The organism is Pseudomonas sp. KCJK9000, from assembly GCF_046230725.1.
Lineage (GTDB): Bacteria > Pseudomonadota > Gammaproteobacteria > Pseudomonadales > Pseudomonadaceae > Aquipseudomonas > Aquipseudomonas promysalinigenes.
In genome coordinates, this window is the sequence record NZ_JBJJLN010000033.1 from 25,211 (window position 1) to 50,941 (window position 25,731).

General features: G+C 60.5%; 23 protein-coding genes. 11 read left to right on the forward strand and 12 right to left on the reverse strand.

What is annotated here, in order from left to right:
• Positions 1-89 precede the first annotated feature (89 nt).
• The 6 genes from ACK59H_RS15360 to ACK59H_RS15385 form a co-directional block, all read right to left on the reverse strand.
• Positions 90-764: a COG3650 family protein gene (locus ACK59H_RS15360; RefSeq protein WP_060477810.1), complete on the reverse strand. Its 675-nt coding sequence runs from the start codon at positions 762-764 to the stop codon at positions 90-92.
• Positions 765-981: 217 nt separating this feature from the next.
• Entirely contained in the window at positions 982-1,683 is a 702-nt protein-coding gene (locus ACK59H_RS15365) for an ABC transporter ATP-binding protein (RefSeq protein ID WP_046787727.1), read from the reverse strand.
• Positions 1,684-2,451: a high-affinity branched-chain amino acid ABC transporter ATP-binding protein LivG gene (livG, locus tag ACK59H_RS15370; protein WP_060477809.1), complete on the reverse strand. Its 768-nt coding sequence runs from the start codon at positions 2,449-2,451 to the stop codon at positions 1,684-1,686.
• Entirely contained in the window at positions 2,448-3,704 is a 1,257-nt protein-coding gene (locus ACK59H_RS15375) for a high-affinity branched-chain amino acid ABC transporter permease LivM (RefSeq protein ID WP_060477808.1), read from the reverse strand. Before ACK59H_RS15375 ends, livG begins: the two co-directional genes overlap by 4 nt.
• On the reverse strand, positions 3,701-4,624 hold the full coding sequence (gene livH, locus ACK59H_RS15380) for a high-affinity branched-chain amino acid ABC transporter permease LivH (protein WP_145187715.1): 924 nt from the start codon (positions 4,622-4,624) through the stop codon (positions 3,701-3,703). The genes ACK59H_RS15375 and livH overlap by 4 nt, the downstream gene beginning before the upstream one ends.
• Positions 4,625-4,810: 186 nt before the next feature.
• Positions 4,811-5,926, reverse strand: a complete 1,116-nt coding sequence (locus ACK59H_RS15385) for a branched-chain amino acid ABC transporter substrate-binding protein (RefSeq protein ID WP_060477806.1) — start codon at positions 5,924-5,926, stop codon at positions 4,811-4,813.
• 358 nt (positions 5,927-6,284) lie between these two features.
• Here ACK59H_RS15385 and ACK59H_RS15390 point away from each other — a divergent pair, with 358 nt between their 5' ends.
• Together ACK59H_RS15390 and ACK59H_RS15395 are read left to right on the forward strand one after the other, a co-directional pair.
• A complete protein-coding gene (locus ACK59H_RS15390) occupies positions 6,285-6,584 on the forward strand; it encodes a DUF2288 domain-containing protein (RefSeq protein ID WP_060477805.1) in 300 nt (99 codons plus the stop codon).
• Between the two features lie 174 nt (positions 6,585-6,758).
• Positions 6,759-7,646 carry an NAD(P)-dependent oxidoreductase gene (locus ACK59H_RS15395; RefSeq protein WP_409264603.1) on the forward strand — a complete coding sequence of 296 codons (888 nt, stop codon included), beginning with the start codon at positions 6,759-6,761 and terminating at the stop codon, positions 7,644-7,646.
• On the opposite strand, the gene ACK59H_RS15400 is transcribed toward ACK59H_RS15395, so the two are convergent.
• Complete coding sequence (locus ACK59H_RS15400; protein WP_409264604.1) at positions 7,546-9,810, reverse strand: putative bifunctional diguanylate cyclase/phosphodiesterase; 2,265 nt, start codon at positions 9,808-9,810, stop codon at positions 7,546-7,548. The two genes, ACK59H_RS15395 and ACK59H_RS15400, sit on opposite strands and share 101 nt — an antisense overlap.
• 193 nt (positions 9,811-10,003) lie before the next feature.
• Positions 10,004-12,850, reverse strand: coding sequence for an RNA polymerase-associated protein RapA (gene rapA / locus ACK59H_RS15405; RefSeq protein WP_060477802.1), 2,847 nt, complete (start codon positions 12,848-12,850; stop codon positions 10,004-10,006).
• Between the two features lie 132 nt (positions 12,851-12,982).
• On the opposite strand from rapA, the gene ACK59H_RS15410 reads away from it, so the two are divergent.
• The 7 genes from ACK59H_RS15410 to ACK59H_RS15440 all read left to right on the forward strand — a co-directional run bounded on the left by ACK59H_RS15410 (position 12,983) and on the right by ACK59H_RS15440 (position 17,827).
• On the forward strand, positions 12,983-13,678 hold the full coding sequence (locus ACK59H_RS15410; protein ID WP_409264605.1) for a M949_RS01915 family surface polysaccharide biosynthesis protein: 696 nt from the start codon (positions 12,983-12,985) through the stop codon (positions 13,676-13,678).
• A 106-nt stretch (positions 13,679-13,784) separates the two neighbouring features.
• Positions 13,785-14,114: a hypothetical protein gene (locus ACK59H_RS15415; protein ID WP_060477800.1), complete on the forward strand. Its 330-nt coding sequence runs from the start codon at positions 13,785-13,787 to the stop codon at positions 14,112-14,114.
• Between the two features lie 67 nt (positions 14,115-14,181).
• Positions 14,182-14,343: a hypothetical protein gene (locus ACK59H_RS15420; RefSeq protein WP_186477617.1), complete on the forward strand. Its 162-nt coding sequence runs from the start codon at positions 14,182-14,184 to the stop codon at positions 14,341-14,343.
• Positions 14,344-14,478: 135 nt separating this feature from the next.
• A complete protein-coding gene (gene ccoM, locus ACK59H_RS15425) occupies positions 14,479-14,595 on the forward strand; it encodes a cytochrome c oxidase subunit CcoM (RefSeq protein WP_409264606.1) in 117 nt (38 codons plus the stop codon).
• A gap of 169 nt (positions 14,596-14,764) precedes the next feature.
• Entirely contained in the window at positions 14,765-16,753 is a 1,989-nt protein-coding gene (locus ACK59H_RS15430) for an FUSC family protein (RefSeq protein WP_409264607.1), read from the forward strand.
• Positions 16,740-16,946: a DUF1656 domain-containing protein gene (locus tag ACK59H_RS15435; RefSeq protein ID WP_409264608.1), complete on the forward strand. Its 207-nt coding sequence runs from the start codon at positions 16,740-16,742 to the stop codon at positions 16,944-16,946. The genes ACK59H_RS15430 and ACK59H_RS15435 overlap by 14 nt, the downstream gene beginning before the upstream one ends.
• 11 nt (positions 16,947-16,957) lie before the next feature.
• On the forward strand, positions 16,958-17,827 hold the full coding sequence (locus ACK59H_RS15440) for an efflux RND transporter periplasmic adaptor subunit (protein ID WP_409264609.1): 870 nt from the start codon (positions 16,958-16,960) through the stop codon (positions 17,825-17,827).
• Between the two features lie 38 nt (positions 17,828-17,865).
• Here the strand turns inward: ACK59H_RS15440 and ACK59H_RS15445 are convergent, their stop codons facing one another.
• Complete coding sequence (locus tag ACK59H_RS15445; RefSeq protein ID WP_409264610.1) at positions 17,866-18,624, reverse strand: SDR family NAD(P)-dependent oxidoreductase; 759 nt, start codon at positions 18,622-18,624, stop codon at positions 17,866-17,868.
• 111 nt (positions 18,625-18,735) lie between these two features.
• Between ACK59H_RS15445 and ACK59H_RS15450 the strand changes: the two genes are divergently transcribed.
• Positions 18,736-19,653, forward strand: a complete 918-nt coding sequence (locus ACK59H_RS15450) for a LysR family transcriptional regulator (protein ID WP_409264611.1) — start codon at positions 18,736-18,738, stop codon at positions 19,651-19,653.
• Between the two features lie 29 nt (positions 19,654-19,682).
• On the opposite strand, the gene ACK59H_RS15455 is transcribed toward ACK59H_RS15450, so the two are convergent.
• Both ACK59H_RS15455 and ACK59H_RS15460 read right to left on the reverse strand, forming a co-directional pair.
• On the reverse strand, positions 19,683-22,253 hold the full coding sequence (locus ACK59H_RS15455) for an EAL domain-containing protein (RefSeq protein WP_409264612.1): 2,571 nt from the start codon (positions 22,251-22,253) through the stop codon (positions 19,683-19,685).
• A 55-nt stretch (positions 22,254-22,308) separates the two neighbouring features.
• Complete coding sequence (locus ACK59H_RS15460) at positions 22,309-23,391, reverse strand: diguanylate cyclase (RefSeq protein ID WP_409264613.1); 1,083 nt, start codon at positions 23,389-23,391, stop codon at positions 22,309-22,311.
• Positions 23,392-23,511: 120 nt separating this feature from the next.
• On the opposite strand from ACK59H_RS15460, the gene ACK59H_RS15465 reads away from it, so the two are divergent.
• Positions 23,512-24,606 carry an MBL fold metallo-hydrolase gene (locus tag ACK59H_RS15465; RefSeq protein WP_409264614.1) on the forward strand — a complete coding sequence of 365 codons (1,095 nt, stop codon included), beginning with the start codon at positions 23,512-23,514 and terminating at the stop codon, positions 24,604-24,606.
• Positions 24,607-24,608: 2 nt separating this feature from the next.
• On the opposite strand, the gene ACK59H_RS15470 is transcribed toward ACK59H_RS15465, so the two are convergent.
• On the reverse strand, positions 24,609-25,481 hold the full coding sequence (locus tag ACK59H_RS15470; protein WP_409264615.1) for a formate/nitrite transporter family protein: 873 nt from the start codon (positions 25,479-25,481) through the stop codon (positions 24,609-24,611).
• Positions 25,482-25,731: the final 250 nt, after the last annotated feature.

Below are 25,731 nucleotides of genomic sequence, written 5' to 3' on the forward strand. Positions count from 1 at the left end.
CCCGGCCATGGGCGGCCGGCGGCTTTACACAAACCGCCAAGTATAAGCTGTTAGCCGCCATGACTGGCAGGATAAAACGTGCCCGGTGATCAGTTGTCCCGTGCGCCACCGTAGTAACCGCAGCCTTGCAGGGTCTGGCCGTCGATACGCAGCTCAGCGCGCAGGTGACGCACGGCGCCCGTCGCACCATCGACGCATCGCTGCGGGGCGACCCACAGTTCCACGCGCTGGCCGTTGGCCTCACTGCTCAGGGTCAGGCCGCCGCCGGGTACTTCTTCTTCGAGGAATGGCAACGGCAGTGGCTCCTTGCCTGTGCGGTTGAGCACCATGCCTTTACCGCTGGCCTTGATGTCCCAGTCAGGTTCGTGGCCGCTGGCTCGCAGGGTCAACTGCTTGAAGTTGGGGTCATCGCACGCGCGGGTGGACGATTCCAGACGGTACAGCCGGCTGACCTGTAACTGGCCATCATTATCGGCCTGCTTGCTGCCGGTCAGGCGCCCGCGCACATCGCCGAACAATTTGGCGTTGGCGTCCTTGGCCAGGTTGACGGACTCTTGGAGGATGCCGGTGCCGGCCACGTCGTTGACCACAAAACGGCGGCTTTCGCCACACGGCTTGAACAACAGCCGCCCACCGCCCGCGCTCAGTTCGCCCTGCATGCGGGTGGTGCCGATGTTTGGGTCACGTGGCTGTTCGGCCAGCATCTGGCAGCCAGCGAACATCGGTAGCAGTGCACTGAGCAGCAGGGTTGGGGTGACGCGCATGGGAGTGGGCTCCGGAGAATCTTTGCCAAAGAGCTGGCCACGTTACTCAGGCTTGCGGCGGATCTCAAGTTAATGGTGGCCTGTTCCGGCTTCTTTGCCGGTGAACCCGCTCCTGCAGGGGCCGCAGCAACTGTGGGTGCGGGTTTATCGGCAGTCAGGCCAATACATTCGGTGCGAACCAGGCAGAAAAAAGGGCCAGTAAATGGCCCTTTTGGGATCAACCCCCGAGGTACGCGTCGCGCACCTTCGGGTCGGTCAGCAGTGCCTCGCCGGTGCCTTGCATCACCACCCGGCCGTTTTCCAGCACATACGCCCGGTCAGCGACCTTCAGTGCCTGGTTGGCGTTCTGCTCCACCAGGAACACCGTCACGCCGTCGCGGCGTAGCTGTTCGATGATGTCGAAGATCTGCTGGATGATGATCGGCGCCAAGCCCAAAGAAGGCTCGTCGAGCAGCAGTAGCTTGGGCTTGCTCATGAGCGCCCGGCCGATGGCCAGCATTTGCTGCTCGCCGCCGGACATGGTGCCGCCACGCTGCAAGTAACGCTCTTTCAGGCGCGGGAACAGTTGCAGGACCTTGTCCAGTTGCTCTTGGTAATCGCCCTTGTCGGTGAAGAAACCACCCATGGCCAGGTTTTCCTCGACGGTCAGGCGAGCGAACACGCGGCGGCCTTCAGGCACCACCGCGATGCTTTTGCGCATGATGTGCGAGGATGGCTGGCCGACCAGTTCCTCACCCAGGTATTTGATGCTGCCGCTGTGGGCCTGAGGCGAGCCGCACAAGGTCATCAACAGGGTTGATTTACCCGCACCGTTGGCACCGATCAGGGTGACGATCTCGCCTTGGTTGATTTCCACGTTGACGCTGTGCAGTGCCTGGATCTTGCCGTAGAAGGTGGAGACGTTTTCGAACTTCAGCATTTACGCTTCCCCCAGGTAGGCTTTGATCACTTCAGGGTTGTCGCGGATCTCCTGCGGCGTGCCATGGGCCAGGGGTGTGCCCTGATTGATCACCACGATGTGGTCAGAGATGCTCATCACCAGCTTCATGTCGTGCTCGATCAGCAGGACCGTGACATTGTGCGACTCGCGCAGGTAGGCGATGAGCGCCTTGAGGTCGTCGGTTTCCTTCGGGTTCAGGCCCGCAGCCGGTTCGTCAAGCATGATAATCCGTGGCTGGGTCATCATGCAGCGGGCGATTTCCAGGCGGCGCTGCTGGCCGTAGGCGAGGGTGCCTGCGGTACGGTTGGCGAATTCGGTCAGGTTGACCTTCTCCAACCAGTATTGCGCGCGCTCCATGGCCTCCTTCTCGCTGCGGCGGAAGCTCGGGGTCTTGAACAGGCCTGCGAAGAAGTTGGTGTTCAGGTGGCGGTGCTGGGCGATCAGCAGGTTTTCCAGTGCAGTCATTTCCTTGAACAGGCGTACGTTCTGGAAGGTCCGCACCACGCCCCTGCGGGCAATCTGATGGCCGGCCAGGCCTTGGATAGGCTGGCCGTCGAGCAGAATGGTACCGCCGCTTGGCTTGTAGAAGCCGGTCAGGCAGTTGAACACCGTGGTTTTGCCAGCGCCGTTCGGGCCGATCAACGCCACGACCTGTTTTTCCTTGACGGTCAGGCCCACGCCGTTGACCGCCAACAAGCCGCCGAAGCGCATGCTAAGGCCGCTGACTTGCAGAATTTCGCGGCTCATCGACGCAGCTCCATGTGGGGGCGTTGCATTGGCAGCAGGCCTTGCGGACGCCAGATCATCATCAACACCATCAGCGCACCGAACATCAGCATTCGGTATTCGCTGAACTCTCGCATCAGCTCAGGCAGCAGGATCATCACGATGGCCGCGAGAATCACGCCCAGTTGTGAGCCCATGCCGCCGAGCACGACGATGGCGAGGATGATCGCCGACTCGATGAACGTGAACGACTCGGGGGTCACCAGGCCTTGGCGTGCAGCGAAGAAGCTACCGGCAAACCCTGCGAAGCAGGCACCCAGGGTGAACGCCGAAAGCTTGATCACGGTCGGGTTCAGGCCCAGCGCGCGGCAGGCGATCTCGTCCTCGCGCAGCGCCTCCCAGGCACGGCCGATAGGCATGCGCAGCAGGCGGTTGATGACAAACAGCGCCAACAGCGCCAGCAGCAAGGCAACCAGGTAGAGGAAGATGACCTTGTTGATCGAGTTGTATTGCAACCCGAAGAACTCGTGGAAGGTCTGCATCCCCTCGGCAGCCCGGCGCTCGAAGGTCAGGCCGAAGAGCTCCGGTTTCGGGATGTTGCTGATGCCGTTGGGGCCGCCTGTCCAGTCGGTGAGGTTGCGCAGGAACAAACGGATGATTTCGCCAAAGCCCAGGGTCACGATCGCCAGATAGTCACCGCGCAGGCGCAGCACCGGGAAGCCCAGCAGGAAGCCGAAGGTGGCCGCCATGAGGCCGGCGATCGGCAGGCAGACCCAGAAGCTCCAGCCCAGGTAGTGCGAGAGCATCGCGTAGCTGTAGGCGCCTACGGCGTAGAACCCCACATAGCCAAGGTCCAGCAGGCCAGCCAGGCCGACCACGATGTTCAGGCCCAGGCCCAGCAACACGTAGATCAGGATCAGCGTGGCGATGTCGACGGCGCCGCGCGACCCGAAGAACGGCCACACCAATGCCACGATGATCAAGCCAATGATCACATAGCGCTGGGTTTTCGGCAGCGTCAGGTAGTTGCTGACGGCTGGCGGGATCAGTTTGCGCTCCGAGCGACGCCCCATCACCGCGTTCCACTGCTTGTCGAACAGCACGCGCAGGAACATCAACACCGAACATACGGCGATGATACTGATGGTGAACGAGCCCTGGCTATGCACCACCAGGCTGATACCGTCGATGCTCAGTTTAAGGCCCAGTACCGGGAAGGCCACGGCCCAGACCAGCAAGGCGCTGAATAACGCCTGTTTGATATTTCTGTTCATACTTTTTCAACCTCCGGGCGGCCCAGGATGCCGGTCGGCCGGAACAGCAGGACAAGAACCAACAAGCCGAATGCCACCACGTCCTTGTACTGGTCGCCGAAAATATCGGCACCGAAGGCTTCGGCCACGCCCAACACCAGCCCGCCGAGCATGGCGCCCGGAATACTGCCGATGCCGCCCAGTACCGCCGCGGTGAAGGCCTTCAGGCCCACCAGGAAACCGGCGTTGGGGTTGATTACCCCGTACTGCATGCTTAGCAGCACGGCCGCCACCGCCGCCAGGGCGGCGCCGATGACGAAGGTCAGGGCAATGATGTTGTTGGTATTGATGCCCAGCAGGTTAGCCATCTTGATGTCCTCGGCGCAGGCGCGGCAGGCGCGACCCAGGCGGGAACGTGAGATGAACAGGGTCAGGCAGGTCATGGCTACCAGGGTGACCACGAACACCAGGATCTGCATGTAGGAAACCAGAACTTCCTCCGCACCCCCTGGCCCGAAGGAGAAGCTTCCTGGGATCAGGTTGGGAATGGATTTGTCCTTGGAGTCTTGCGACAGCAAGACCGTGTTCTGCAGGAAGATCGACATGCCGATGGCAGAAATCAGCGGAATCAGGCGGTTGCTGTTGCGCAGGGGGCGGTAGGCAACCCGTTCGATGCTGTAGCCATAGGCACTGGTGACGCAGATCGTCGCGACGAAGGCGACGGTCATCAGGATCGGCAGCGAATGGATACCCATCATGGCCAGCCCTGCCAGGGCGATGAAGGCCACGTAGGAACCGATCATATACACCTCGCCGTGGGCGAAGTTGATCATGCCGATGATGCCATACACCATCGTGTAGCCGATGGCGATCAAGGCATAGGTGCTGCCGATGGTCAATCCATTAACCAGTTGTTGGAAGAAATGGTAGATCTCAGGCATTACAGCGCTCCTAAAAACCTGATTTGCATTTCGCTGGCAGGGGTACGGCCAGGAAACCGCGGGTGACGGTTTTAAGATTTTCAGGTGAGCCCGCCCCCGGATCGCGGGGATCGAGCCCATGAACCTCGTAAAACAAAGCCCACTGCTCGCACAGTGGGCTTTTACGGTCAGCTATTAGTCACGCAGTTACTGAGGGGAGACTTCGGTCTTCGGCTTGCCGAAGTGCCATTCGTAGACCACGAACTTGAAGTCTTTGAGGTCGCCCTTTTCGTCGAACGACAGCTCGCCGGTCGGGGTCTTGAACGAACCTGCGTGGATGGCAGCTGCCACCTTGTCGGTGTCTTCGGACTTGGCCGCTTCAATACCTTTGGCGATCAGCTCCACAGCCGAGTAGGCCGGGAACACGAACGGGCCGCTTGGATCTTTGCCGTCGGCCTTGATGGCGTCGACGATGGCCTTGTTTTCCGGGTCTGCATCGAACGACTTCGGCAGGGTGACCAGCAGGCCTTCGGAGGCATTCTGGGCGATCTGCGAGATGGAATCGTTACCCACGCCTTCCGGGCCCATGAACTTGGCCTTCAGGCCTTTTTCCTGGGACTGGCGCAGGATCAAGCCCAGCTCTGGGTGGTAGCCGCCGTAGTAGACGAAGTCGACGTTGTTTTGCTTGAGCTTCTGGATGATCGAGGAAAAGTCTTTGTCGCCAGCGTTCAGGCCTTCGAACACGGCAACCTTGACGCCTTTCTTCTCCAGGGTCTGCTTGACCGCGGTGGCGATGCCCTCGCCGTACTGCTGCTTGTCGTGCAGCACCGCGACCACTTTCGGTTTCACGTAGTCGGCGATGTAGTTGCCGGCCGCCGGGCCTTGGGCGCTGTCCAGGCCAATTGTACGGAAGATCATCTTGTAGCCACGGGCGGTGATGTCCGGCGAGGTGGCCGCTGGCGTGATCATGATGACGCCTTCGTCTTCATAGACGTCGGACGCAGGTTGGGTGGAACTGGAGCACAGGTGACCGACCACGAACTTGACGCCGTCGTTGACCACTTTGTTGGCGACGGCCACGGCCTGTTTAGGGTCGCAGGCGTCGTCGTATTCCACGGCTACGAGTTGCTTGCCATCCACGCCGCCCTTGGCGTTGATGTCCTTGATAGCTTGTTTCGCGCCGATGAACTGCATGTCGCCGTACTGGGTCACAGGCCCGGTCTTAGGACCGGCAATGCCGATTTTGATGGTATCGGCGGCAAACGAATGGCTGGCTACCCCGGCCAGTACCATTGCGGCGAACAGCTTGGAAATCTTGATCATAGTGCTCCACTCATTCTGTTGTAATTCTTATAGTCCTGGCGGCCAGGGCTACAGACCGGGCGGGCATTGCGATATGGCCACGCCATACTGCATGCCCACCTTCCCCCGGAACATGTCCCGGAACTGTACCGGTACAGTGTAGAGCGCTGTTTACGCGCTTGAAAAGCGGGCAAAAAGTGCCTGTTCCACGGGTTGTCGCATGATCGACACAAAGATACAGAAAAGCGCCATCACTTTGCCTGCATCCTCTGCTCTACCCCTCAGTTTCAGAGCCAATCGACCAAATTACATATTTGAAACCGGGTTTTTCTGCAAAAATGCCGGCCTTTTTAATTGGCCGAATTTGCGGGTAAAACCCATGACTGATGACACAAGCACCCTCTATGCCAAACTGCTGGGTGAGACGGCGACAATCGAGTGGAAAGCTTTGGAGCGTTTCTGGGCCAAAGGTGACCTGATTTGGGTCGACCCCGGGCTCGACCTCATCGAGGTGGCTACAGCAATGGCCGAGAATCGCAGCGAAATCGTCGCCAAGTGGCGTAGTGCTGGCACTGTTGGGCCGGTCACCGCAGAGCAAGCGCTCGACCTGCAAAGCCGCGATCCAGAGATCTGGGCCGTGGTCGTTTCACCGTTCATCGTAATTCAGGTGAAACAATAAGAATAACGATGCCTCGTTTCAGTGCTTGAAAATACACAAACGCCCCAGTTTGGTGCTTATTGACGCTCACGTAAGGTGGAAGTAAGTAACAACGGCCGAGTGATTCGGCGGGGCGGTAACAGTTTACGGCATGCGTAATGCTGCCACCTTTCCATCCTCTGCCAGGAGTCGTTCATGAGTGCTGCACTGCCTTCGCTTGGGTTTGCCGGTATCGGCCTGATGGGCTTGCCAATGTGCCGGCGTCTGTTGGCCGCCGGTTTTGGCCTGACGGTCTGGAACCGTAGCCCGGAAAAGTGCGATGCGTTGGTGGGCGCAGGCGCGCGCTTGGCCGCCAGCCCCGCCGATTTGTGCCGTGAAAGCGATATTGTGCTGCTGTGCCTGGCCGACACAGCGGTGGTGCGCGAGGTGGTGTTCGGCGAGCAAGGCATCGCCCAGGGCGGGCGCAGCGGGCAACTGCTGGTTGACTTGTCGAGCCTGGAGCCTACAGCTACCCGGGAAATGGCTGCCGAACTGGCTGCCCTGTGCGGTATGGCTTGGTTGGATGCCCCCGTATCTGGCGGCACGCCAGGGGCTGAGGCTGGTACGCTGGCGATCATGGTGGGTGGCGAAGCTTCTGACTTGCAGCGTGCGCTGCCGATCCTGCAGGTACTTGGGCAACGGGTGACGCACATGGGCGGGGTAGGGGCAGGGCAGGTGACCAAGGCCTGCAATCAGATGATCGTGGCATGCAACGCGTTGGTGATCGCTGAGGTGGTTGCCCTGGCAGAGCAGTCCGGTGTTGACGCGACTTTGATCGCGCAAGCCCTGGCCGGTGGATTTGCCGATTCCAAGCCGCTGCAGATCCTGGCCCCACAGATGGCCGAAAGCCGTTTCGAACCGATCAAGTGGCACGTACGCACGTTGCTCAAAGACCTTGACGGAGCAGTAAAGCTTTCCCGGGAACAGGGCACGGCAACGCCGCTCAGCGGCCTCGCCGCGCAGTTGATGCGCCTGCACGGTAGCCAAGGGTATCTGCAAAAAGATCCGGCGACCCTTGTAGAGCTATATCGCAACAGGGAGTGAATGCTGGGGCTTGGCGCTCGAGCTGGTCGAGCATTGGCCGCAGTTCGCTCATGGGTACGGGGCGGCTGAGTAAGTAGCCCTGCAGGTAGTCGCAGCCATTTTCGGCCAGAAACTCGTATTGCTCGACGGTCTCTACGCCTTCGCAAACCACTTCCAGGTGCAGGGTGTGAGCCATGGCGATAATGGCTTGAATGATTTGGCGATCCTTGAGGATGGCGGGCACATCCTGCAGGAACGAGCGGTCGATTTTCAGCACGTCCAGTGGCAAGCGTTTTAGATAGGCCAGAGACGAGTAGCCAGTACCGAAGTCGTCGATCGACAGGCCCACCCCATAGTTTCGGATGCGTTTAAGCAGTTTGACGGTCTGCTGGATGTCGCCCATCAGGGCGTTTTCGGTGACTTCAAGTTCCAGACGGCCAGGCGCCAGGCCCGCCTCAAGCAATGCCATCTCTACTTCGTTGGGCAAGTTTTCGTGGCCCAAGGTTACAGCCGAGCAATTGGCCGTAATCTTCAGGCCGGCGTAGCCGTGCTGGTGCAGGCGAGCCAGATCCTGGCAGGCGTGGCGCAACACCCACAGGTCGAGATCGATGATCATGCCATTGGCTTCGGCAATGCCGATGAACTTATCTGGCCCGATCAGTCCATGCAGAGGATGCAGCCAACGCACCAATGCCTCCAGCTTGGCCACCTGGCCTGTGCGCAGGTCGAAGATGGGTTGGTAGTGCACGCACAGGCCACGCTCTTCGAGCAGGGCAAGCCGTAGTTCCTCCTCCAGTTGCAGTGCCAGAGTGGCGCGGTTTTTCAAGCTGCTGTTGAAGAAGTGCAGGCTGTTGCGCCCGCTGCCCTTGGACTGGTAGAGGGCCAGGTCGGCATTCTTGAGCAGTTCTTCGGCCGTCTGACCGTCGTCAGGGTAAATGCTGATGCCAATGCTGGTGGTCATGACCATGCGCCGGCCACCCAGCTCGATTGGCTCCTTCATCCGTTGCATTATCCGCTGAGCCAAGTGGCAGGCTTCGTCCCGGTTATGCAGGCTGGTGACCACGCAGAATTCGTCGCCGCCCAAGCGTGCAACCAGGTCTTGGCTGCGGGTGGCGGCCTTGATGTGATCGGCGATCACTTTGAGAAGCTCGTCGCCCACGTCGTGGCCCAAGCTGTCGTTGATCCGTTTGAAGTGGTCGATGTCCAGGAACATCAATGCCAGGCGCGTTTGATCTGAACTTTGTTGCGCCATGCGTTCGGCAAACAGCTGGTTGAAACCTCGGCGGTTGACCAGATTGGTCAGGGCATCATAGTGGGCCGCTTGCTGCAATGACGCGCGTGCCTGATCCAGCTGGTTGAGCAGCACCCCGTAACGGCGCAGGTCTTCTTCCTTGCTTTGCAGTTTTTTGTCGGACAGGGCGGCACTGATGCTGCTGGCACTGATCAGCAGCGTGATCAAGGCTACTGTCAGCCCCAGTTGCAGGCTGTTGTCGGTAGAGGGCAGGTACAGTGCAGTGGTGTCGGGGAGCACCAGGGTCATGCCGGCCATGGCGGTGAAATGGGTGGCGACGATGCCACTGGCCATCAGCAAGCTGGCACCATACTTCATGGCTTGATGCAAGGTTCCGCTACCATTGCGAAAATAGCGAGCCAGCAGCAACGCCGCCAGGCTGGTCAACAGCGCGATCGCAGTGCTGGCCAACAGCAAGCTGGTTTTGTAGTACTGCTGGGCTCCTATCTGTAGTGCGGCCATGCCAACGAAATGCATCAGAACGATGCCCAGGCCGATCAACAGCGCGCTTTGCAGGTAATGATGCAGGCGCATTTGTGTGCGGTCCAGGCTGGTCATTGCTAGCCAGGCCGCCAGCAGCGCGATGACCAGCGACAGGCCGGTCAACGTTACGTCGTAGTGCATTTCGATCGGGGCTTGAAACGCCAGCATGCTGATGAAATGCATCGCCCAGATACCGCCTGCCAGGCAGCATGCACCAAGCATGCGCCATTGCCGCTGGGCGGTGCGGTGTTCGCTATTAGATTGACGCTCCGCCATGTCCAGGGTTGCGAAGCAGCCTGCGGTGGCCACCGCGAAGGCGATGACGATGAGCAGCGGCTCATGGCGGCAGTCGATGAGGGTGCGCCCGGCATCCGGCAGTTCAGTGAACAGTTGCAAACCCAGCCAATCCATTGCTAGCCCTTTGCTCGAGTTTTCACTCGTCTCCTTCAAAGCCATTTGGAGACTGTCGTGGGGCAGTATAGAAAGTACGGGTTAAAACATCACCGATAATGGCACTTTGGCTTCAACGATTTGGTTATTCGTTAAATAGCCGTCGGGCATAACAAACCGAGGCCACTTGGGCCTCGGTTATAGAGCGGGTCGATCAACCAGCCACGAGTACGCGTATCGCTTCCAGTCGCAGTGCTGCCTTATCGAGCATGGCCAGGCCTTGCTCGCGCTGCTTGCGCAGGGCTTCGATCTCGCTGTCACGTACGCTGGGGTTGACGGCCTGCAGGGCAGTCAAGCGGGCCAGTTCCTCATCGGCTTCGGCAGCCAGGCGGCGCTGGGCTTCAGCCACGCGCTCGACATGCACCGGCATGACCTTCGCTTCACCACCGCTGATGCGCTTGGCCAGCACGTCACGCTGAGCCTGAACGAACTTGTTTGCGCTGGCCCGTGGCACGCTTTCGAGTTGGTCGTTGAGGGTTTCGAAAGCCACCCGTGCAGCCAGGTCGTTGCCATTGGCATCGAGCAGGCAACGCAAAGCCGCCGGCGGCAGGTAGCGGCCCAGTTGCAGGCTGCGGGGTGCGACCACTTCACTGACGAACAGCAGTTCGAGCAGCACGGTGCCGGGCTTGAGCGCCTTGTTCTTGATCAACGCTACCGCGGTGTTGCCCATCGAACCGGACAGTACCAGGTCCATGCCGCCCTGCACCATCGGGTGCTCCCAGGTGAGGAACTGCATGTCTTCACGCGACAGTGCCTGGCCGCGGTCGTAGGTGATGGTCACGCCTTCGTCGTCACCCAGCGGGAAGCTGGCGTCGAGCATCTTCTCGCTCGGTTTGAGGATCAATGCGTTTTCCGAGTGGTCCTCACTGTCGATGCCGAAAGCGTCGAACAAGGTTTCCATGTAGATCGGCAGGGCGAACTGGTCGTCCTGTTCAAGGATGGCCTCGACCAGCGCCTGGCCTTCGCCGGCGCCACCGGAGTTGAGCTCCAGCAGGCGGTCACGGCCGCTGTGCAACTCGGCTTCCAGGCGCTCGCGCTCTGCACGGGCTTCACTGACCAGCCCCGACCAGGCTTTGTCATCGCCACCTTCGAGCAGTGGCAGCAGGCGCGGGCCGAACTGATGCTGCAGGGCATTGCCGGTCGGGCAAGTATTGAGAAATGCGTTGAGAGCCTCGTGGTACCACTGGAACAGCCGCTCCTGTGGGCTGTTCTGCAAGTACGGGATGTGCAGTTCGATGGTGTGCTTCTGACCGATACGGTCCAGACGACCGATACGCTGTTCGAGCAGATCCGGGTGTGCAGGAAGGTCGAACATCACCAGGTGGTGGGCGAACTGGAAGTTACGGCCTTCACTGCCGATCTCCGAGCAGATCAACACCTGGGCACCGAACTCTTCGTCAGCGAAGTAGGCGGCGGCGCGGTCGCGCTCGAGGATGCTCATGCCTTCGTGGAACACCGTGGCTGGGATGCCGGAACGCACGCGCAGGGCGTCTTCCAGGTCCATGGCGGTTTCGGCATGGGCACAGATCACCAACACCTTGGTGCGCTTGAGCATCTTCAGGGTGTCGATCAGCCAGTCTACGCGTGGGTCGAAACGCCACCAGCGTTCGTCGTCACTGATCTCTCCCTGGGCCTGGAAGGCCACCTCTGGGTACAACTCGGCATGCTCACCGGCTGGCAGGTCCTGATATTGCTCAGGATTGGCCAGCGGATACGGATGCAGCTGGCGCTCAGGGAAGCCCTGAACTGCCGCACGGGTGTTGCGAAACAGCACGCGGCCGGTACCGTGACGGTCGAGCAACTCGCGGATTAGCCGGGCGCTGGCCTGAGTATCGCCATCGTTGACTGCTGCCAGCAAGGCTTCGCCCTCTGCGCCCAGGAAACCATGGATCGTGGCATGGGCCTTGGGTGACAGGCGGCCCTGTTCGAGCAGTTCCTGTACGGCCTCGGCGACCGGGCGGTAGTTTTCACTCTCGGCGCGGAACGCGGCGAGGTCGTGGAAGCGATTTGGATCGAGCAGACGCAGGCGTGCAAAGTGGCTGTCCTGGCCGAGCTGTTCTGGGGTGGCGGTCAGCAGCAGCACGCCCGGGATCACCTGAGCCAGTTGCTCGACCAAGCCGTACTCGGCGCTGACCTGTTCTTCATGCCACACCAGATGGTGCGCCTCGTCGACCACCATCAGATCCCAGCCAGCGGCGAACAATGCGTCCTGGGCCTTCTCGTCATCGACCAGCCATTCCAGGGCCACCAGCGCCAGCTGGGCATCCTCGAAGGGGTTGCTGGCGTCGCTTTCAATGAAACGCTCGGCATCGAACAGGGCCACCTGCAGGTTGAAGCGCCGGCGCATTTCCACCAGCCACTGGTGCTGGAGGTTTTCCGGAACCAGGATCAACACGCGGCTGGCACGGCCCGACAGCAACTGGCGGTGAATCACAAGGCCCGCCTCGATGGTCTTGCCCAAGCCCACTTCGTCGGCCAGCAAAACGCGCGGGGCGGTGCGGTCTGCGACTTCGCGGGCGATGTGCAACTGGTGGGCGATCGGTTGCGCACGGCAACCCCCCAGCCCCCACAGCGACGATTGCATCTGCTTGCTGGTGTGGTGCAGGGTGTTGTAACGCAGGCTGAACCAAGACAGCGGGTCGATTTGCCCGGCGAACAGGCGGTCGCTGGCCAGGCGGAACTGGATGAAGTTAGACAGCTGGGTTTCCGGCAGAGTGCGCGGTTGGTTCTGCCCGTCCAAGCCGTGGTAGACCATCAGCCCATCGATGTCCTCGACTTCGCGTACGGTCAGCTTCCAACCCTCGAAATGGGTGATCTGGTCACCCGGCGAGAAGCGCACGCGGGTCAGCGGCGCATTGCGCAGGGAATACTGGCGAGTGTCGCCAGTGGCCGGGTAGAGCACGGTCAGCAAGCGGCCATCCTGCGCCAGAATGGTCCCAAGGCCAAGCTCCGCTTCGCTGTCGCTGATCCAGCGTTGCCCCGGTTGATACTGCTGCGCCATACTGCGTGAACTCCCGCGATGAAAAAGCCGACTATGTTAACGGATAGGCCGGGCGGACCATAGACCAGAAGTCCAACAGTCTAGCCGTTTCATCGCAGAACACCGTTTTGCTGACGAGGGCCACGCACCGATATGCCGCTCAAGCACCGCTGGTTGAACACTTCGCTGGCCTTGGGCGGCTTGCTGCTGCTGGGTGCCTGTGAGCAGAAAAATTTTGAAATGCTGCCAGCGATACCTGTCGAGCAGCTCGAAGTGCTTGGCGTACAGACGCCGATCAAGAGCGTGCACTTTCGTGACCACGACGGTGAAGGGCTGTTGGTGCTCAGCCGCAGTGATGGCCAGGCCGTAGACGCCGAATCGGAGCAGGAAGTCGACAAGGTGGTGCTTAAGGCCACCTTGTATGGGCGTGCCGCTGAGCGCGATGCGTTCAAGCCGCGCTGGCAGATCGAGCAGGAAACCACGTGCCCTGGGCTGGACCTGGATGTCGATTTCTATGCCGACGTCAGCGATGTCACGGACCTTGACAAGGATGGTACGGCGGAAGTGACCGTGGCCAGTCATGCCTTTTGCGGAGGGGGCATCGACCCCCATGACATCGCCATCGAAATGCGCGAGGGGCAGAACGTCTACACCATCACTGGCCAGTCGCTGATCACCCCCGCCGGTGAAGATCCGGTCGGCGGCGAGCGCGAAGACAGCGCTTCACTGAAGCAAGCTCCCGAGCTATTGCGCCAGCATATGGATTCGGTTTGGCAGCAGGTCTATAAACGGCCCTGGAGCGAAGTCAGCGCACCGACCGACGACGACCTCGATGACGATAGCGAGTAGCCGCTAGCTATACTGGCTAGGTATGGTCTTCAAAGGCCGCCCATTGCTCACAAGTCCCTCAAGCTGGCTGACGCACGGCCGATACAGTGGGCACAGGAGAATTCCCATGCTGCCGCCACTCATCCCGCTCAGTGCTGCTCCGGTGACCTCGCAAATGGACCCGGTCAAACCGACACCCGACGTCAAGCCGGTGGTGCCTGTGCAGCCTTCATCCAATGAGAGCGCAATCGACCTCAAGCAACAGCGTGACCCGCAAGAGCAAGTACTGTTGCTGCGCGAGGAACAGCGCCGCCAGCAGCGGCGGCGCAACAAAGACGATGCGCAGCTCTACAGTGCCGTGCCCGGTGATGAGGTCAATGCCGACAACACCGTGCCGGTGGCGCCGTTGATGGGGGAAAGCCCGCGTCAGGGCCTGCTGGTCGATATCGAAGTCTGACACGGGGCTGGTCAGGGCCAGCGCCCGGTTGCATGATGCAATCCTCTGTAGACCATCGAGCCTTCCCATGAGCCAAGACAACCTCATCGATTTCGATGCCGAACGTGCCAAGCGCATTCATGACCTCAAGGAAAAACGCCTGAACGAAGTGCGTCAGGCGTTCGAGCAGGCCATGCCGCTGGGTGCGGCGAAGAAAAAGAAGCCCAAGGGCAAGCCCAAAAAGCGTTGAAACATGACGCAGGTCAACCCTGCACCTGCCTTCTGTGCCCGGCCCTGGGCAACATTGACCCTGATCAAAACTTCCCGCTGCGCTAGTCGTTACCTTGCATCCATCGGACAACGGCAAACGAATCGGGAGGCCAGCATGTTCTTCGACAACGTGGTTATCGCGGGCGTGGTAACGGTCGGGTTGATGCTGATTTTCTTTGCCGGTCTGGGCATTTTCATCTGGAAGGACTCGCACAAGCGCAAGTCGCGCTGACCTTTCAGGTTCACGAGCACGCAAGGCATTTAGGGCGACTTCGGTCGCCTTTTTTTTGTTCCTGCTTTTCATCATGCATAGATGATTAGCTAGCTAATTAAATAGCTTCGCAGTATTCTCCATTCCGTTGTCTATCGTTTAATTGCCTACCCTCCGCAAGGTCCGATTCGTGCCCATCACCTTCCAGGCCCTGTTCGCACCCAATAGCGTCGCTATCAAGTTCGCCATCAAAACCCTGCTCGGGGCTGGCCTGGCACTGTGGCTGGCTATGCGCTGGGGGCTGGAGCAACCCTCATGGGCGCTGATGACCGCGTTCATCGTTGCTCAGCCGTTGTCTGGGATGGTGGTGCAGAAGGGCCTGGCACGCTTGGCCGGCACCTTGGTCGGAACTGTGATGTCAGTGGTGTTCATTGGCATGTTCGCCCAAACGCCCTGGCTGTTTCTGATCAGCCTGGCGCTGTGGCTGGCACTGTGCACTGCGGCTTCCACGCAACTGCGCAGCGCCTGGGCTTATTCGTTTGTGCTGGCAGGCTATACGGCGGCCATCATTGCCTTGCCTGCAATCAGTCATCCTTTGCAGGTGTTCGACCAAGCCGTGGCGCGGTGTACCGAAATCTGCCTGGGTATCTGCTGTGCGACCGCCAGCAGTGCTTTGATCTGGCCGATGAGAGTCGAGCAGCAGCTTGCCGGCCAGGCGCGCCAGGCCTGGCAAAATGGCCTGCAGGCCGCCAGCGCCATGCTGGGCGGCGAGGATGAGGCGCGCAAGGGCTTGCTCGAAAGCCTTGGGCGAATCGTGGCCATCGATACTCAGCGCGAGCATGCCTGGTTCGAAGGGCCACGCGGCCGGCTGCGGGCCAAGGCCATCCGCGGGTTGAGCCAGAAGCTCATGGTACTGCTGCGTATTTCCCGCTCTGTGCGCCGGCAGTGGCAGCAATTGAGTGTGCACGAAGCCGAACGCCTTGCCCCCTGGCTCGAACAGCTGCGCGGGCAGTTGGCCAATACCGAGCAGAGCGGCGCTTTGTTGCTGCGACAGCGGATTTGGGACGCCGCGCAGGATGAACAGATAAGCTCTGCCGAGCATTACTGCCTGGCGCGCATGGCCTTGTTGCTGGACTACACCATGGCCGCCACCCAGGCCCTGGACGATGTAGAGGCGGGCAGGGAGCCCAAGAATGTCGCCAAGGGCCTGGCGGTGCACCGCGATTGGTCGCTGGCTCTGCTGTTTGGCTCACGCAGCGCCCTGGCGTTTCTGACGATGAGTGGCTTTTGGCTGGCCACTGCCTGGCCGTCGGCACCTGGCGGCCTGGTGTTGACGTGCGTGGTGTGTAGCCTGTTTGCCAGCCGCGAGAATGGTGCGCAGATAGGCCTGAGTTTTTTGCGTGGAATCCTGCTGGCCATTCCCGCAGCGTTTCTGGTCGGGGAGATTCTGCTGCCACAGTGGAGTAGTTTCGCCATGCTCTGCCTGGGCATGGGCGTGCCGCTGTTTTTCGGTGCCTTGGGTATGGCGCATCCGCGTACTGGAGCAACAGCCACATCCTATTGCCTGCATTTCATCGTGCTGGTGGCGCCGCTCAACGTCATGGCGTTCAGTGTGGCTACCCTGCTCAATAATGCCTTGGCCATGTTGGTGGGGGTGGGCGCGGCAGTGTTGGCGTTTCGCTTGTTAGTGTTCCGCAACCCGGCCTGGCTCGGCCGGCGCTTGCGCGCGGCTACCCAGAGCGACTTGGTGCGCCTCACTCGGCGTGATCTGCGTGGAGCCGATACCTGGTTCGGTGGACGCATGGCCGACCGCTTGATGCAATTGGCTCGGCATGCCAGCGAGCTACCGGCCACCGAGCGCAAGCGCTGGGATGACGGCCTGCATGGCTTGGACATGGGCGATGAGCTGGTGCACTTGCGTATGTGCCTTGCCGTGGCACAGGCGCCGTTGGCCGGTGCCGAGCGCGACTACCTGCAGCAAGTCGAGGCCGTGCTCGCCCAGGGGCCGGGCGCCGGGCGTGAGCAGCGCCTGGACCAGGCCAGCGAGCGATTCTTGGCGGTTTTGCAGCGGGCGCCGGCCAGCGATCCGTTGCGCCTTGCCCAGGGCGCTGTGTTGCAACTGCAGAAAAGCTGGAGGCGGTGGTGCCGTGCGCAGGAGGATGCCCATGGGCTTGCGTGAATGGGAGTTTGGCGGGGTATTGCTAAGCCCGTTTCTAATTTATGTATTGGTGGCGCTGGCGCTGACAGCGGGGTTGCGCCTGCTGCTGCATGCCACGCCATTGGCGCGCTGGATCTGGCATGAAGCACTGTTCGATGCAGCGCTGTTCGTATGTGTGCTGTACCTGGTCGTTCGCCTGATGGGGCTTTTGTAAGGAGCTATTCGATGCGTGCCGTCGTCCGTACCCTGGTGACCCTGTGCGTGGTCGCCATCGCCGTTCTGGCTGGCTACAAACTCTGGCAATACTACATGCTCACGCCTTGGACGCGCGATGCACGGGTGCGCGCCGATGTGGTGGTGATCGCCCCGGACGTGTCTGGCTGGGTGCGTGAACTCAAGGTTCAGGACAACCAGCAGGTCAAGGCAGGCGACCTGTTGATGACGATCGATCGCGAGCGCTTCCAGGCTGCGTTCGATCAGGCCAGTGCGGTGGCTGAAACCCGTACTCAGCAGTTGCACCTGCGCGAGCGTGAAGCCGCACGGCGCACGGCATTGGGCCCTGAAGCGATCAGCGCCGAGCTGCGCGAGAATGCCCAGATCAACGCCGCCATTGCCCGGGGCGAACTGCGTGAAGCCCAGGCGCAATTGCAAGTGGCCCGAATTAACCTGGCCCGTAGTGAAGTACGGGCGCCGCGCAGTGGGCACATTACCAACCTGCGCCTGGCCCAGGGCAACTATGTGAACACCGGCCAATCGGTCATGGCGCTGGTGGATGACTCGACGTTCTATATCCAGGCTTATTTCGAAGAGACCAAGTTGCCGCGCATCCGGGTGGGCGATGAGGTCAAAGTCTGGCTGATGGGGGCGGGTGAACCGATGCAGGGCCACGTGCAAAGCATCAGCCGGGGTATTACCGACAGCAATAGCAATCCCGACGACCAGCTGCTGCCGGTGGTCGAACCGACCTTCAACTGGGTGCGGCTGGCCCAACGCATCCCGGTGCGCATCAGGCTCGACCAGATTCCTGAAGGTGTGCATTTGAGCGCCGGGATGACCGCCAGCGTGCAAGTAAATGAGGACAAGGCTGACCAGTGACTGGCAGTGCGCCGCTGGCCAGGCCGTTTGCTTGAACCTCAGAGGAACATGCCTCCAGACACCTCCAGGCGCTGCCCGGTGATCCAGCCGTTACCGTCTTCGAGCAGCAGTGCAATGGCTGCCCCAATGTCGTTGGGCAACCCAACCCGCCCTAGCGCAGTATTGCTGGCGAGGAAGTCGTTGACCTGCTGATTGTCCCTCACCACGCCGCCACCGAAGTCTGTTTCGATGGCGCCGGGCGCGAGGATGTTGACGCGGATGCCCCGTGCACCCAATTCCTTGGCCTGGTAGCGGGTCAGTACCTCCATTGCCCCTTTCATGGCTGCATAGGCGGCATAACCGGGTAGCGCGAAACGCGCAAGACCGGACGATATGTTGACGATGCGTCCACCATCGACCAGCAGGGGTAGCATTCGCTGGGTCAGGAAGAACGGGCCCTTGAGCTGGATGTTCATCAACTGATCGAACTGCGCTTCGCTGGTTTCGTTGAAGGGCACGTTCAGCCCGATGCCGGCATTGTTCACCAGGAAATCGAAGCGTTCGCGGCCAAACTGCTGTTGTAAAGTTGCACTCAGGCGCTCGGTGAAAGAGGCGAAGCTGCTGCTGTCGCTGACATCCAGTTGCAGCATGGCAGCCTTGACGCCGGCAGCTTCCAAGGCCTGTGTGACCTGTCGGGCTTGTTCGGCGTTGCTGTGGTAGGTGCCGATGATGTCTATGCCGCGGGCCGCCAGATGTTCGGCAGCATTGCGTCCCAGGCCGCGACTGGCACCGGTGATAAGCGCGATTTTGCGAGTCATGACTTGTTCCTCGTGGCTGTTGAATGAACGAGAGCTTATTGATCGCCCAGCAGCTGTTAAATCCTGCAAGTTCGGAAATACTGTTCGCCTGAGCCGAACAGAGGGCAGGGCATGAACAAGCTGGAACTGCTGCGTGTTTTCGTCCGCGTGAGTGAGCTACGCAGTTTTACCCTGGCCGCTGAGAGCCTCAGCCTGCCGCGCTCGACGGTGTCCGAGCAGGTCAGAGCCCTGGAAGCGCTGCTCGGCACGCGTTTGTTCAACCGCACCACCCGGCGTGTGCAAACGACCCAGGACGGGGCTTTGCTGTATGAGCGCAGCAAAGACCTGCTGTCAGGCATGGACGAGATCGAAAGCCTGTTCCGCGCTGACGATGCTGAGCTTACCGGGTGCCTTCGAGTCGATATGCCGACGATGATGGCGCGGCGGGTGATCATCCCTGCTTTGCCAGCATTCCTGTCGCGGTTTCCCAGGCTTGAGGTCGAGATCAGCTGTACCGACCGCCAGGTCGATCTGCTGAGGGAGGGTTTCGATTGCGTGATGCGTATCGGCGCGCTCAGTGACCTAGATGTGGTCGCGCGCCCGATCGGCCAGTTGAGCATGCGCAATTGCGCCAGCCCCGATTATCTCGCCCGTTTCGGTGTTCCGCAGAGCCTGGATGACCTGGCAGAGCACCGCCTGGTGCACTATGTGCGCAATTTGGGGGCTCGCAGTTCAGGCTTTGAATACCTGCAAGCCGGCCAAGTACGCTACCAGGCCATGGCCGGTGTGGTCACGGTCAACAATGCCGAGGCTTACTCGGCAGCCTGCCTTGCAGGCCTGGGCCTGATCCAGGTGCCGGGGGTTGGCGTTGAGCATCATTTGGCGAGCGGGCTGCTGATCGAGGTGATGCAGTGTTGGCCAGCTCAGGCCATGCCAGTGTCGTTGTTGTATGCTCGTCAGCGCCACGTGCCGCGCCGAGTTCAGGCATTCATGGGCTGGCTGGGCGAGCTGTTGGCCTCGCAAGTCGACGCTGTTTCGCAGGAACGCTAGCTTGGTGTACAACGCATTTAGGCTGCGGCTCAGCCGTCACCGGCGGGCACTGCTTGGGTATTTTTCAGTAGCTCTTCGAGGCCGGCCTTTTCCAGCGGCCTACTGAGATAGAACCCTTGCACTTCGTGGCAGCGATCGCTCTGCAGGGCCCGCAGTTGTTGCTCGGTCTCGACGCCTTCGGCGGTGACCGTCAGCCCCATCGCCTCGCCCAGGTTGATGATCGCCTGCACTACCGCGCGATCGTTACCGCTGGGGTTGGTAAGCCCGGCGATAAAGCGCTTGTCGATTTTGATGCTGTCGAATGGGTAGGTGCGCAGATACCCCAACGAGGAATACCCTGTACCGAAGTCATCCATGTTCAGCCTTACCCCCAACTCTTTGAGCGCGAGCATGGTGCCCAAGGCACCCTCTATGTCGTTGAGCATTACGTTTTCGGTAATCTCCAGTTCCAGCCTCTGCGCAGGGAAGGAGGTTTGCAGAAGGATATCCCGCACATCTGCCACGACATCGCTGCGCAAGAACTGCGCAGGCGACAGGTTGACCGAAACCAGCAGGTGAGCCGGCCAGCCCAGCGCGGTGCGGCAGGCTTCGTGCAGTACCCAGCGGCCCAGGGGGACGATCAGTTCGCTCTGCTCGGCAAGGGGAATGAAGGTATCAGGCGCCAGCAAACCCTCTTGTGGATGCTGCCAGCGCAGCAAGGCTTCGCATGAGGCGATGCGCAAGTCACTCAGGCAGTAGCGTGGCTGATAATGCAGGACGAACTCATTGTTCTTCAGCGCACGGCGCAGGTCGTTTTCCAGTTTGCGTCGGTATTGGATCTGCTGGTTCATATGAGCCGCGAAGTAGCGCCAGGTGCCTTTGCCATCTGCCTTGGCCTGGTACAGGGCTATATCGGCGCAGCGGATCAGTTCCCCGGCATCCAACCCCTCGCTACGTGTTTGCGCGATGCCAAGGCTGGCGCCGATATGAAGCGCCTGGTTTTCATACCAGATGGGTTGCTGCAGCAGATCGATCAAGCGCCGGCACAGGCGGTCGATCTCGCTTCGATTGTCGATGCCTTGCAGCACCAGGACGAATTCGTCAGCGCCCAGGCGTGCCACCAGATCAACGTCGCGGGTGGTGTCGCGCAGACGTGCGGCCACCTCCTGCAGCACTGCATCGCCGGCTGCGTGGCCCAGTGAGTCGTTGATGGCTTTGAAGTTGTCCAGGTCGATGAGCAGCAAGGTCAGTGGCGGCGAGTCGCTGCCGCGCGTCAGCGCCAGCTCCAGATGTCGGGCCAGCTTGTTGCGGTTGGCAAGGCCGGTCAGTGGGTCGTGCAGCGACAGGTGCTGAATGCGTGCATGGGCCTCGACCTCGTCGGTAATGTCGCTGGCAGTACCTCGAAAGCCCACGAGCTCCCCACCGAGCTCAATTGCTCTGGCCGATAAACGACAATAGCGGCTCATGCCCTTGTGATCCCGATAGACGCAACGCAAGTTTGCCGGTTGTTCGCCTTCGCTACCGACCTGCCCATCGAGCCAGGCTGACAAGGGCGTGGTTTCACAACTGAGCAGTTGATTCAACGGCTGGCCAAGCCAGACTTCTATCGGGTCAGCGGTCACACTGACGAAACGCTGGGACAAGTACGTGAGCCTTTGTTGTCGGTCAGTTTCCCAGATCCAGTCAGACGTCGCCTCCGCCACTTCGCGAAAGCGTTGCTCGCTGGCTTCCAGCGCCAGGTTGCTCTGTTGCAGGCGTTCAACACTAAGATCGATGGCCCGGGAGCTGCGCAACGCATGGCGAAACAGGTAGAGCATGACCAGCCCAAGTACCGTCAGCACACCCAGCAACGGTGGCAGCACGGCCCATAGCAGCTGCCTGCCCGGTAGCGGGCTGATCCAGGCCAAGCGATAGCCGGTGTCGCCCAGTGGCACGTGTTGATGGCCGATGTCGTGTTCTTCGGTCTTTTCGACATGCATACCTGCAAGGCCAGCGCGCTGCCCCAACTGGGCCAGCTTAGCTTCGGTGAGCTGGTCGACGAACAGCATCACGGGGGCCTGGCGCACCTGCGCTTCGGTGACCTGACTGTCAGGGTGTATGACAGCGGCGCTGAGTATGGCGGGCCAATGATTAAAGAGAACGAAATGGCTCACATGTTCGCGGGCGCTGGCGGCTGCTCGCGCAGCGGCGATGATCTGCGCCAGGGGAGCATCGATCAGGCTGCCCGCAGCGGCTTCGATCATTGCGCCTTTGAATAGCCCATAGGTGGTGCGCTGATCGTTGACCACGAAGACGCCTTCATAGCCATTGACGCTGTACAGCGATTCCCCAAGGTTCTTTTCTGTATAGGCCCATTGCCGGTCAACTTCGCCCGACAGGTGCGCGGCGGCGTCGTCCCACACTGCATAGCTGTACAGATAATCGCTGGAAGCCTGCAAGCGTTGTTCCAGCGCTTGGGTGACATGGAATGCACTGCGCTGCTGCTCTTGCTGATCGAGAGTGGCGGCAATATTGAACAAAGCGCCCAGGGTGACCAGGCATGCCAGGCCGAAGACCACGCAGAAAACCGCGATGAGCCGGCGGATCTGAACGCGTGGGGGAGGGGGGGCGGTCCTGGCCATGCGCGCGCGACTCCTTGATGACTACAGGCCCCCGCCTAGGCAGCAGCAAGGCATTTCAATCAGGATAGGCCAGCCTGAGCGGGGTGGGTTCGTCCTGGGCAAAATTGACCCGGTCGCGCCCACGATGCTTTGCACTGTACAGCGCCTTGTCAGCCTGTTCCAGCCAGTGCTCGGGAGACTGCAGGCCGGCGTTGAACGGGGCGATGCCGATGCTCAGGCTGATGCGCAGATGCGGCAACGCTGGGTTGCGGTAGCTGGCGACATCTTCGCGCAACCGCTCCATGGCCTGCCAGGCCTGCGCCTCACTGGCAGCGGTCAGTATCACGCAGAACTCATCACCTCCATAACGGCCAGCCCTGTCGGCATCACGCAGATTGCGCTTGAGTGCTTCACTTATCTGGCGCAGTACGCAATCCCCCACCACATGGCCGAAAGTGTCGTTGATCGATTTGAAATGATCGATGTCGATCAACGCTACCATGCTGGGTAACTGCTGCTGCCGGCATGTCTCGAACCTGATCAGCAGCAGGTCTTTCCAGGCCCCGTGGTTCAGCAGGCCTGTGAGGCTGTCGGTCAAGCTCAGGGCGCTGAGGCGGCGTTTGTGCTCGGCCAATTTGATCGCCAGGTAGTAACAGACCCCGCCCAGAGCCATCGGATACAGGGTGAGCATCGGCAGGCAGGCATAGATCTGTAATGGCGTGGTATGCAACTGCAGCCCGGTGCCCAGCAGGGCACTGCCCAGTAGGATGCCCGCCACTTGAGCGATGAAGCCACGAACGATCAAGCGCTTGCCGCCTGCGGCCACGTTGTTCATGGTCATCATCGACAATACCGTCACGCTTGGCAGGGGGTTGAAGTGCATAGCGGCGGCCCAGAAGCCGCCCGTCAGCGAGTCCAGCACCAGGTTGCGTTGTTCTGCCTGATAAGGGGAGGCCGAACGCGAAGCCCAGCGGTAAGCGACATGGGGCCACAGCAAACCGTTGATCAACATCAACAGCCAGACCCAGGGCGGTGGCGAGAGCGGCGCTACGGCGGCGGCTACGCACAACAGGCCCATGGCCATCCCGAGGATGCGTGGCAGGTAGATACGCTTGACGAATGAAAGTCCTTTGCCGCTGCGATTATCCATCATGGTCATGCTCTTCTGCCGGGGTGCCGTTTATCGCATAAATGCGGTGAATATTGTCGGGCAGCGTCGGGTAGATGAAAAATGACCTTACAAGCCAATTCACGGTTGATGTGACTCCAGTGGGGTAGCATGAAGCCTTTCTTCTTGCTTGGAGTGATGCTGCTAATGGCTCCCATGGCTAACCCTGGCGACCAGTCGGCGCCGCAGCGGGACGGACGTTTCCACAATCAGGCCAGCCTGCCCCAGGATGGCGTGCTGAAGAAACTACGCATCGGTTTGAAGTACCTGCTTCTGCGCAAACCACCGCAAACTCGGCCGGCGGCACCGATCAGCCTGCAACCCATGACTCGCCAAGAGGTACTCGAGGCCCCAGATCGCAGCCTCTGGCGCCTGGGGCATTCCACAGTGTTGCTGAAGTTGCGCGGGCACTATTTCATCACCGACCCGGTTTTCGCCGAGCGCGCCTCGCCCGTGCAATGGGCAGGGCCCAAGCGGTTCCATGCCCCGCCCCTGGCGCTCGATGATTTACCGCCCCTGGCAGCGGTCATTCTGTCCCATGACCACTTCGACCACCTCGATGAACAGGCGATCCGGTGTTTGGCCCCGCGCACTCGGCAATTTCTGACGCCGCTGGGTGTGGGAGATCGCCTAATCGGGTGGGGTGTGCCCGCAGTTCAAGTCACGCAACTGGATTGGTGGCAGGAAACCGAGATTGAGGGGATACGCTTTGTCGCCACACCCGCACAGCACTTTTCTGGGCGCGGGCTGTTCGACAGCAACCGCACCTTGTGGGCGTCCTGGGTGCTGATAGACCAACAGACTCGGGTGTTCTTCAGTGGTGATACCGGTTATTTCCCAGGTTTCGCGCAAATCGGCGAGCGATTCGGCCCGTTCGACCTGACCTTGATAGAGACCGGCGCCTACAACCAGGCCTGGCCAAACGTGCACATGCAGCCGGAACAGAGCCTGCAGGCGCACCTGGATTTGCGCGGGCGCTGGATGCTACCGATTCATAACGGCACCTTCGATCTTGCCATCCATGGGTGGCAAGAGCCGTTCGAGCGCATCGTTGCCCTGGCCGGTGCTGCGCAGGTACGCCTGAGCACACCGCGGATGGGAGAGCGGTTGAGCATCGATTCGCCCCACGAGGGGCAGAACTGGTGGCAGCCCCACCCAGTGCCTCGGCGCGGCCGGAACGCGGAGCCGGAGCTGCTGGCACGCTGAATTCAATCGCGGCGTTTATCCTGCTTGGCTGGCGGTTCTGGCGGAGTGCCGCTTTCGCTGCGCACCTGGGCATGGCTGATCAGGGCGAAGATACAGCTCCCGCCGATGATGTTACCGGCCAGGGTCGGCAAGGCGAAGGTGAACAAGAAGTTGCGCCAGGTTTCCTCGCCAGCCCACACCAGATAGGAGACCTCGGCTGAGCCAACGACGATGTGAGTAAAGTCACCCAACGCCATCAGGTAGGTGATCATGATGATGATCCAGACCTTGGCGCTTTCCATGGACGGTATCATCCAGACCATGGTGGCGATCATCCAGCCCGAGATGATGCCTTTGGCAAACATCTGGCTGATGTCGTTTTCCATCACCTTGCGGCCTACCTCAAGAAATGCCTCGTCGGTCTTGCTGTCGAAGATCGGCAGCTCGAGCATCACCCAGGCAACCAGTAGCGTGCCTACCAGATTACCCAGCAGCACAACCCCCCAAAGGCGCAGTAGGCGCCCGAAGTTGGCCAGGGTTGGAGTGGTCATGACGGGCAGTACGGCGGTAATGGTGTTTTCGGTGAACAGTTGCTGGCGTGCGAGGATAACTGCCAGAAAACCTGCGCTGTAGCCGAGGCTGGCGATAACCTGAGCGCTTTCACCCTCGGGAAGGCGTGAATAAAGCAAGCCCATGGCCATCAATGACAGGCCCATCGTCAAACCTGCTGCCAAGGCCGACCACCACAGTGCCCCCAATGTGCGCTCCAGTTCATGATCGCCCTGGAAACGAATGGTCTCGTGCAGCACGGCCGCTCGTGGTGGCTGATTATCACTGATCTCCTTTTCTTCATCTGCCGACAGGCCAGGGGTTTTCTCGCTTTCTACGTCGCTCATTGCCGCTTCGCTCCACGGGTGGGTTTCTCTACAGAGCGATACTTGATGCATTTAGTTGCCAGAGCCCTGTGATGAAGAAACGAAGTTTTTTCAGTGCAAGGTGTTGACTCTGATTTCAAAGGGCGTATTATTCGCCTCCTCGCAGCGTTGAACGCGGCGAGGCAAGCGGTAAGTTGTTGAAGTAGAACGGTTTTGAGAAAAACGGCTCGCAAAAAACTTCAAAATAAACGCTTGACAGAAAATGAGGAAG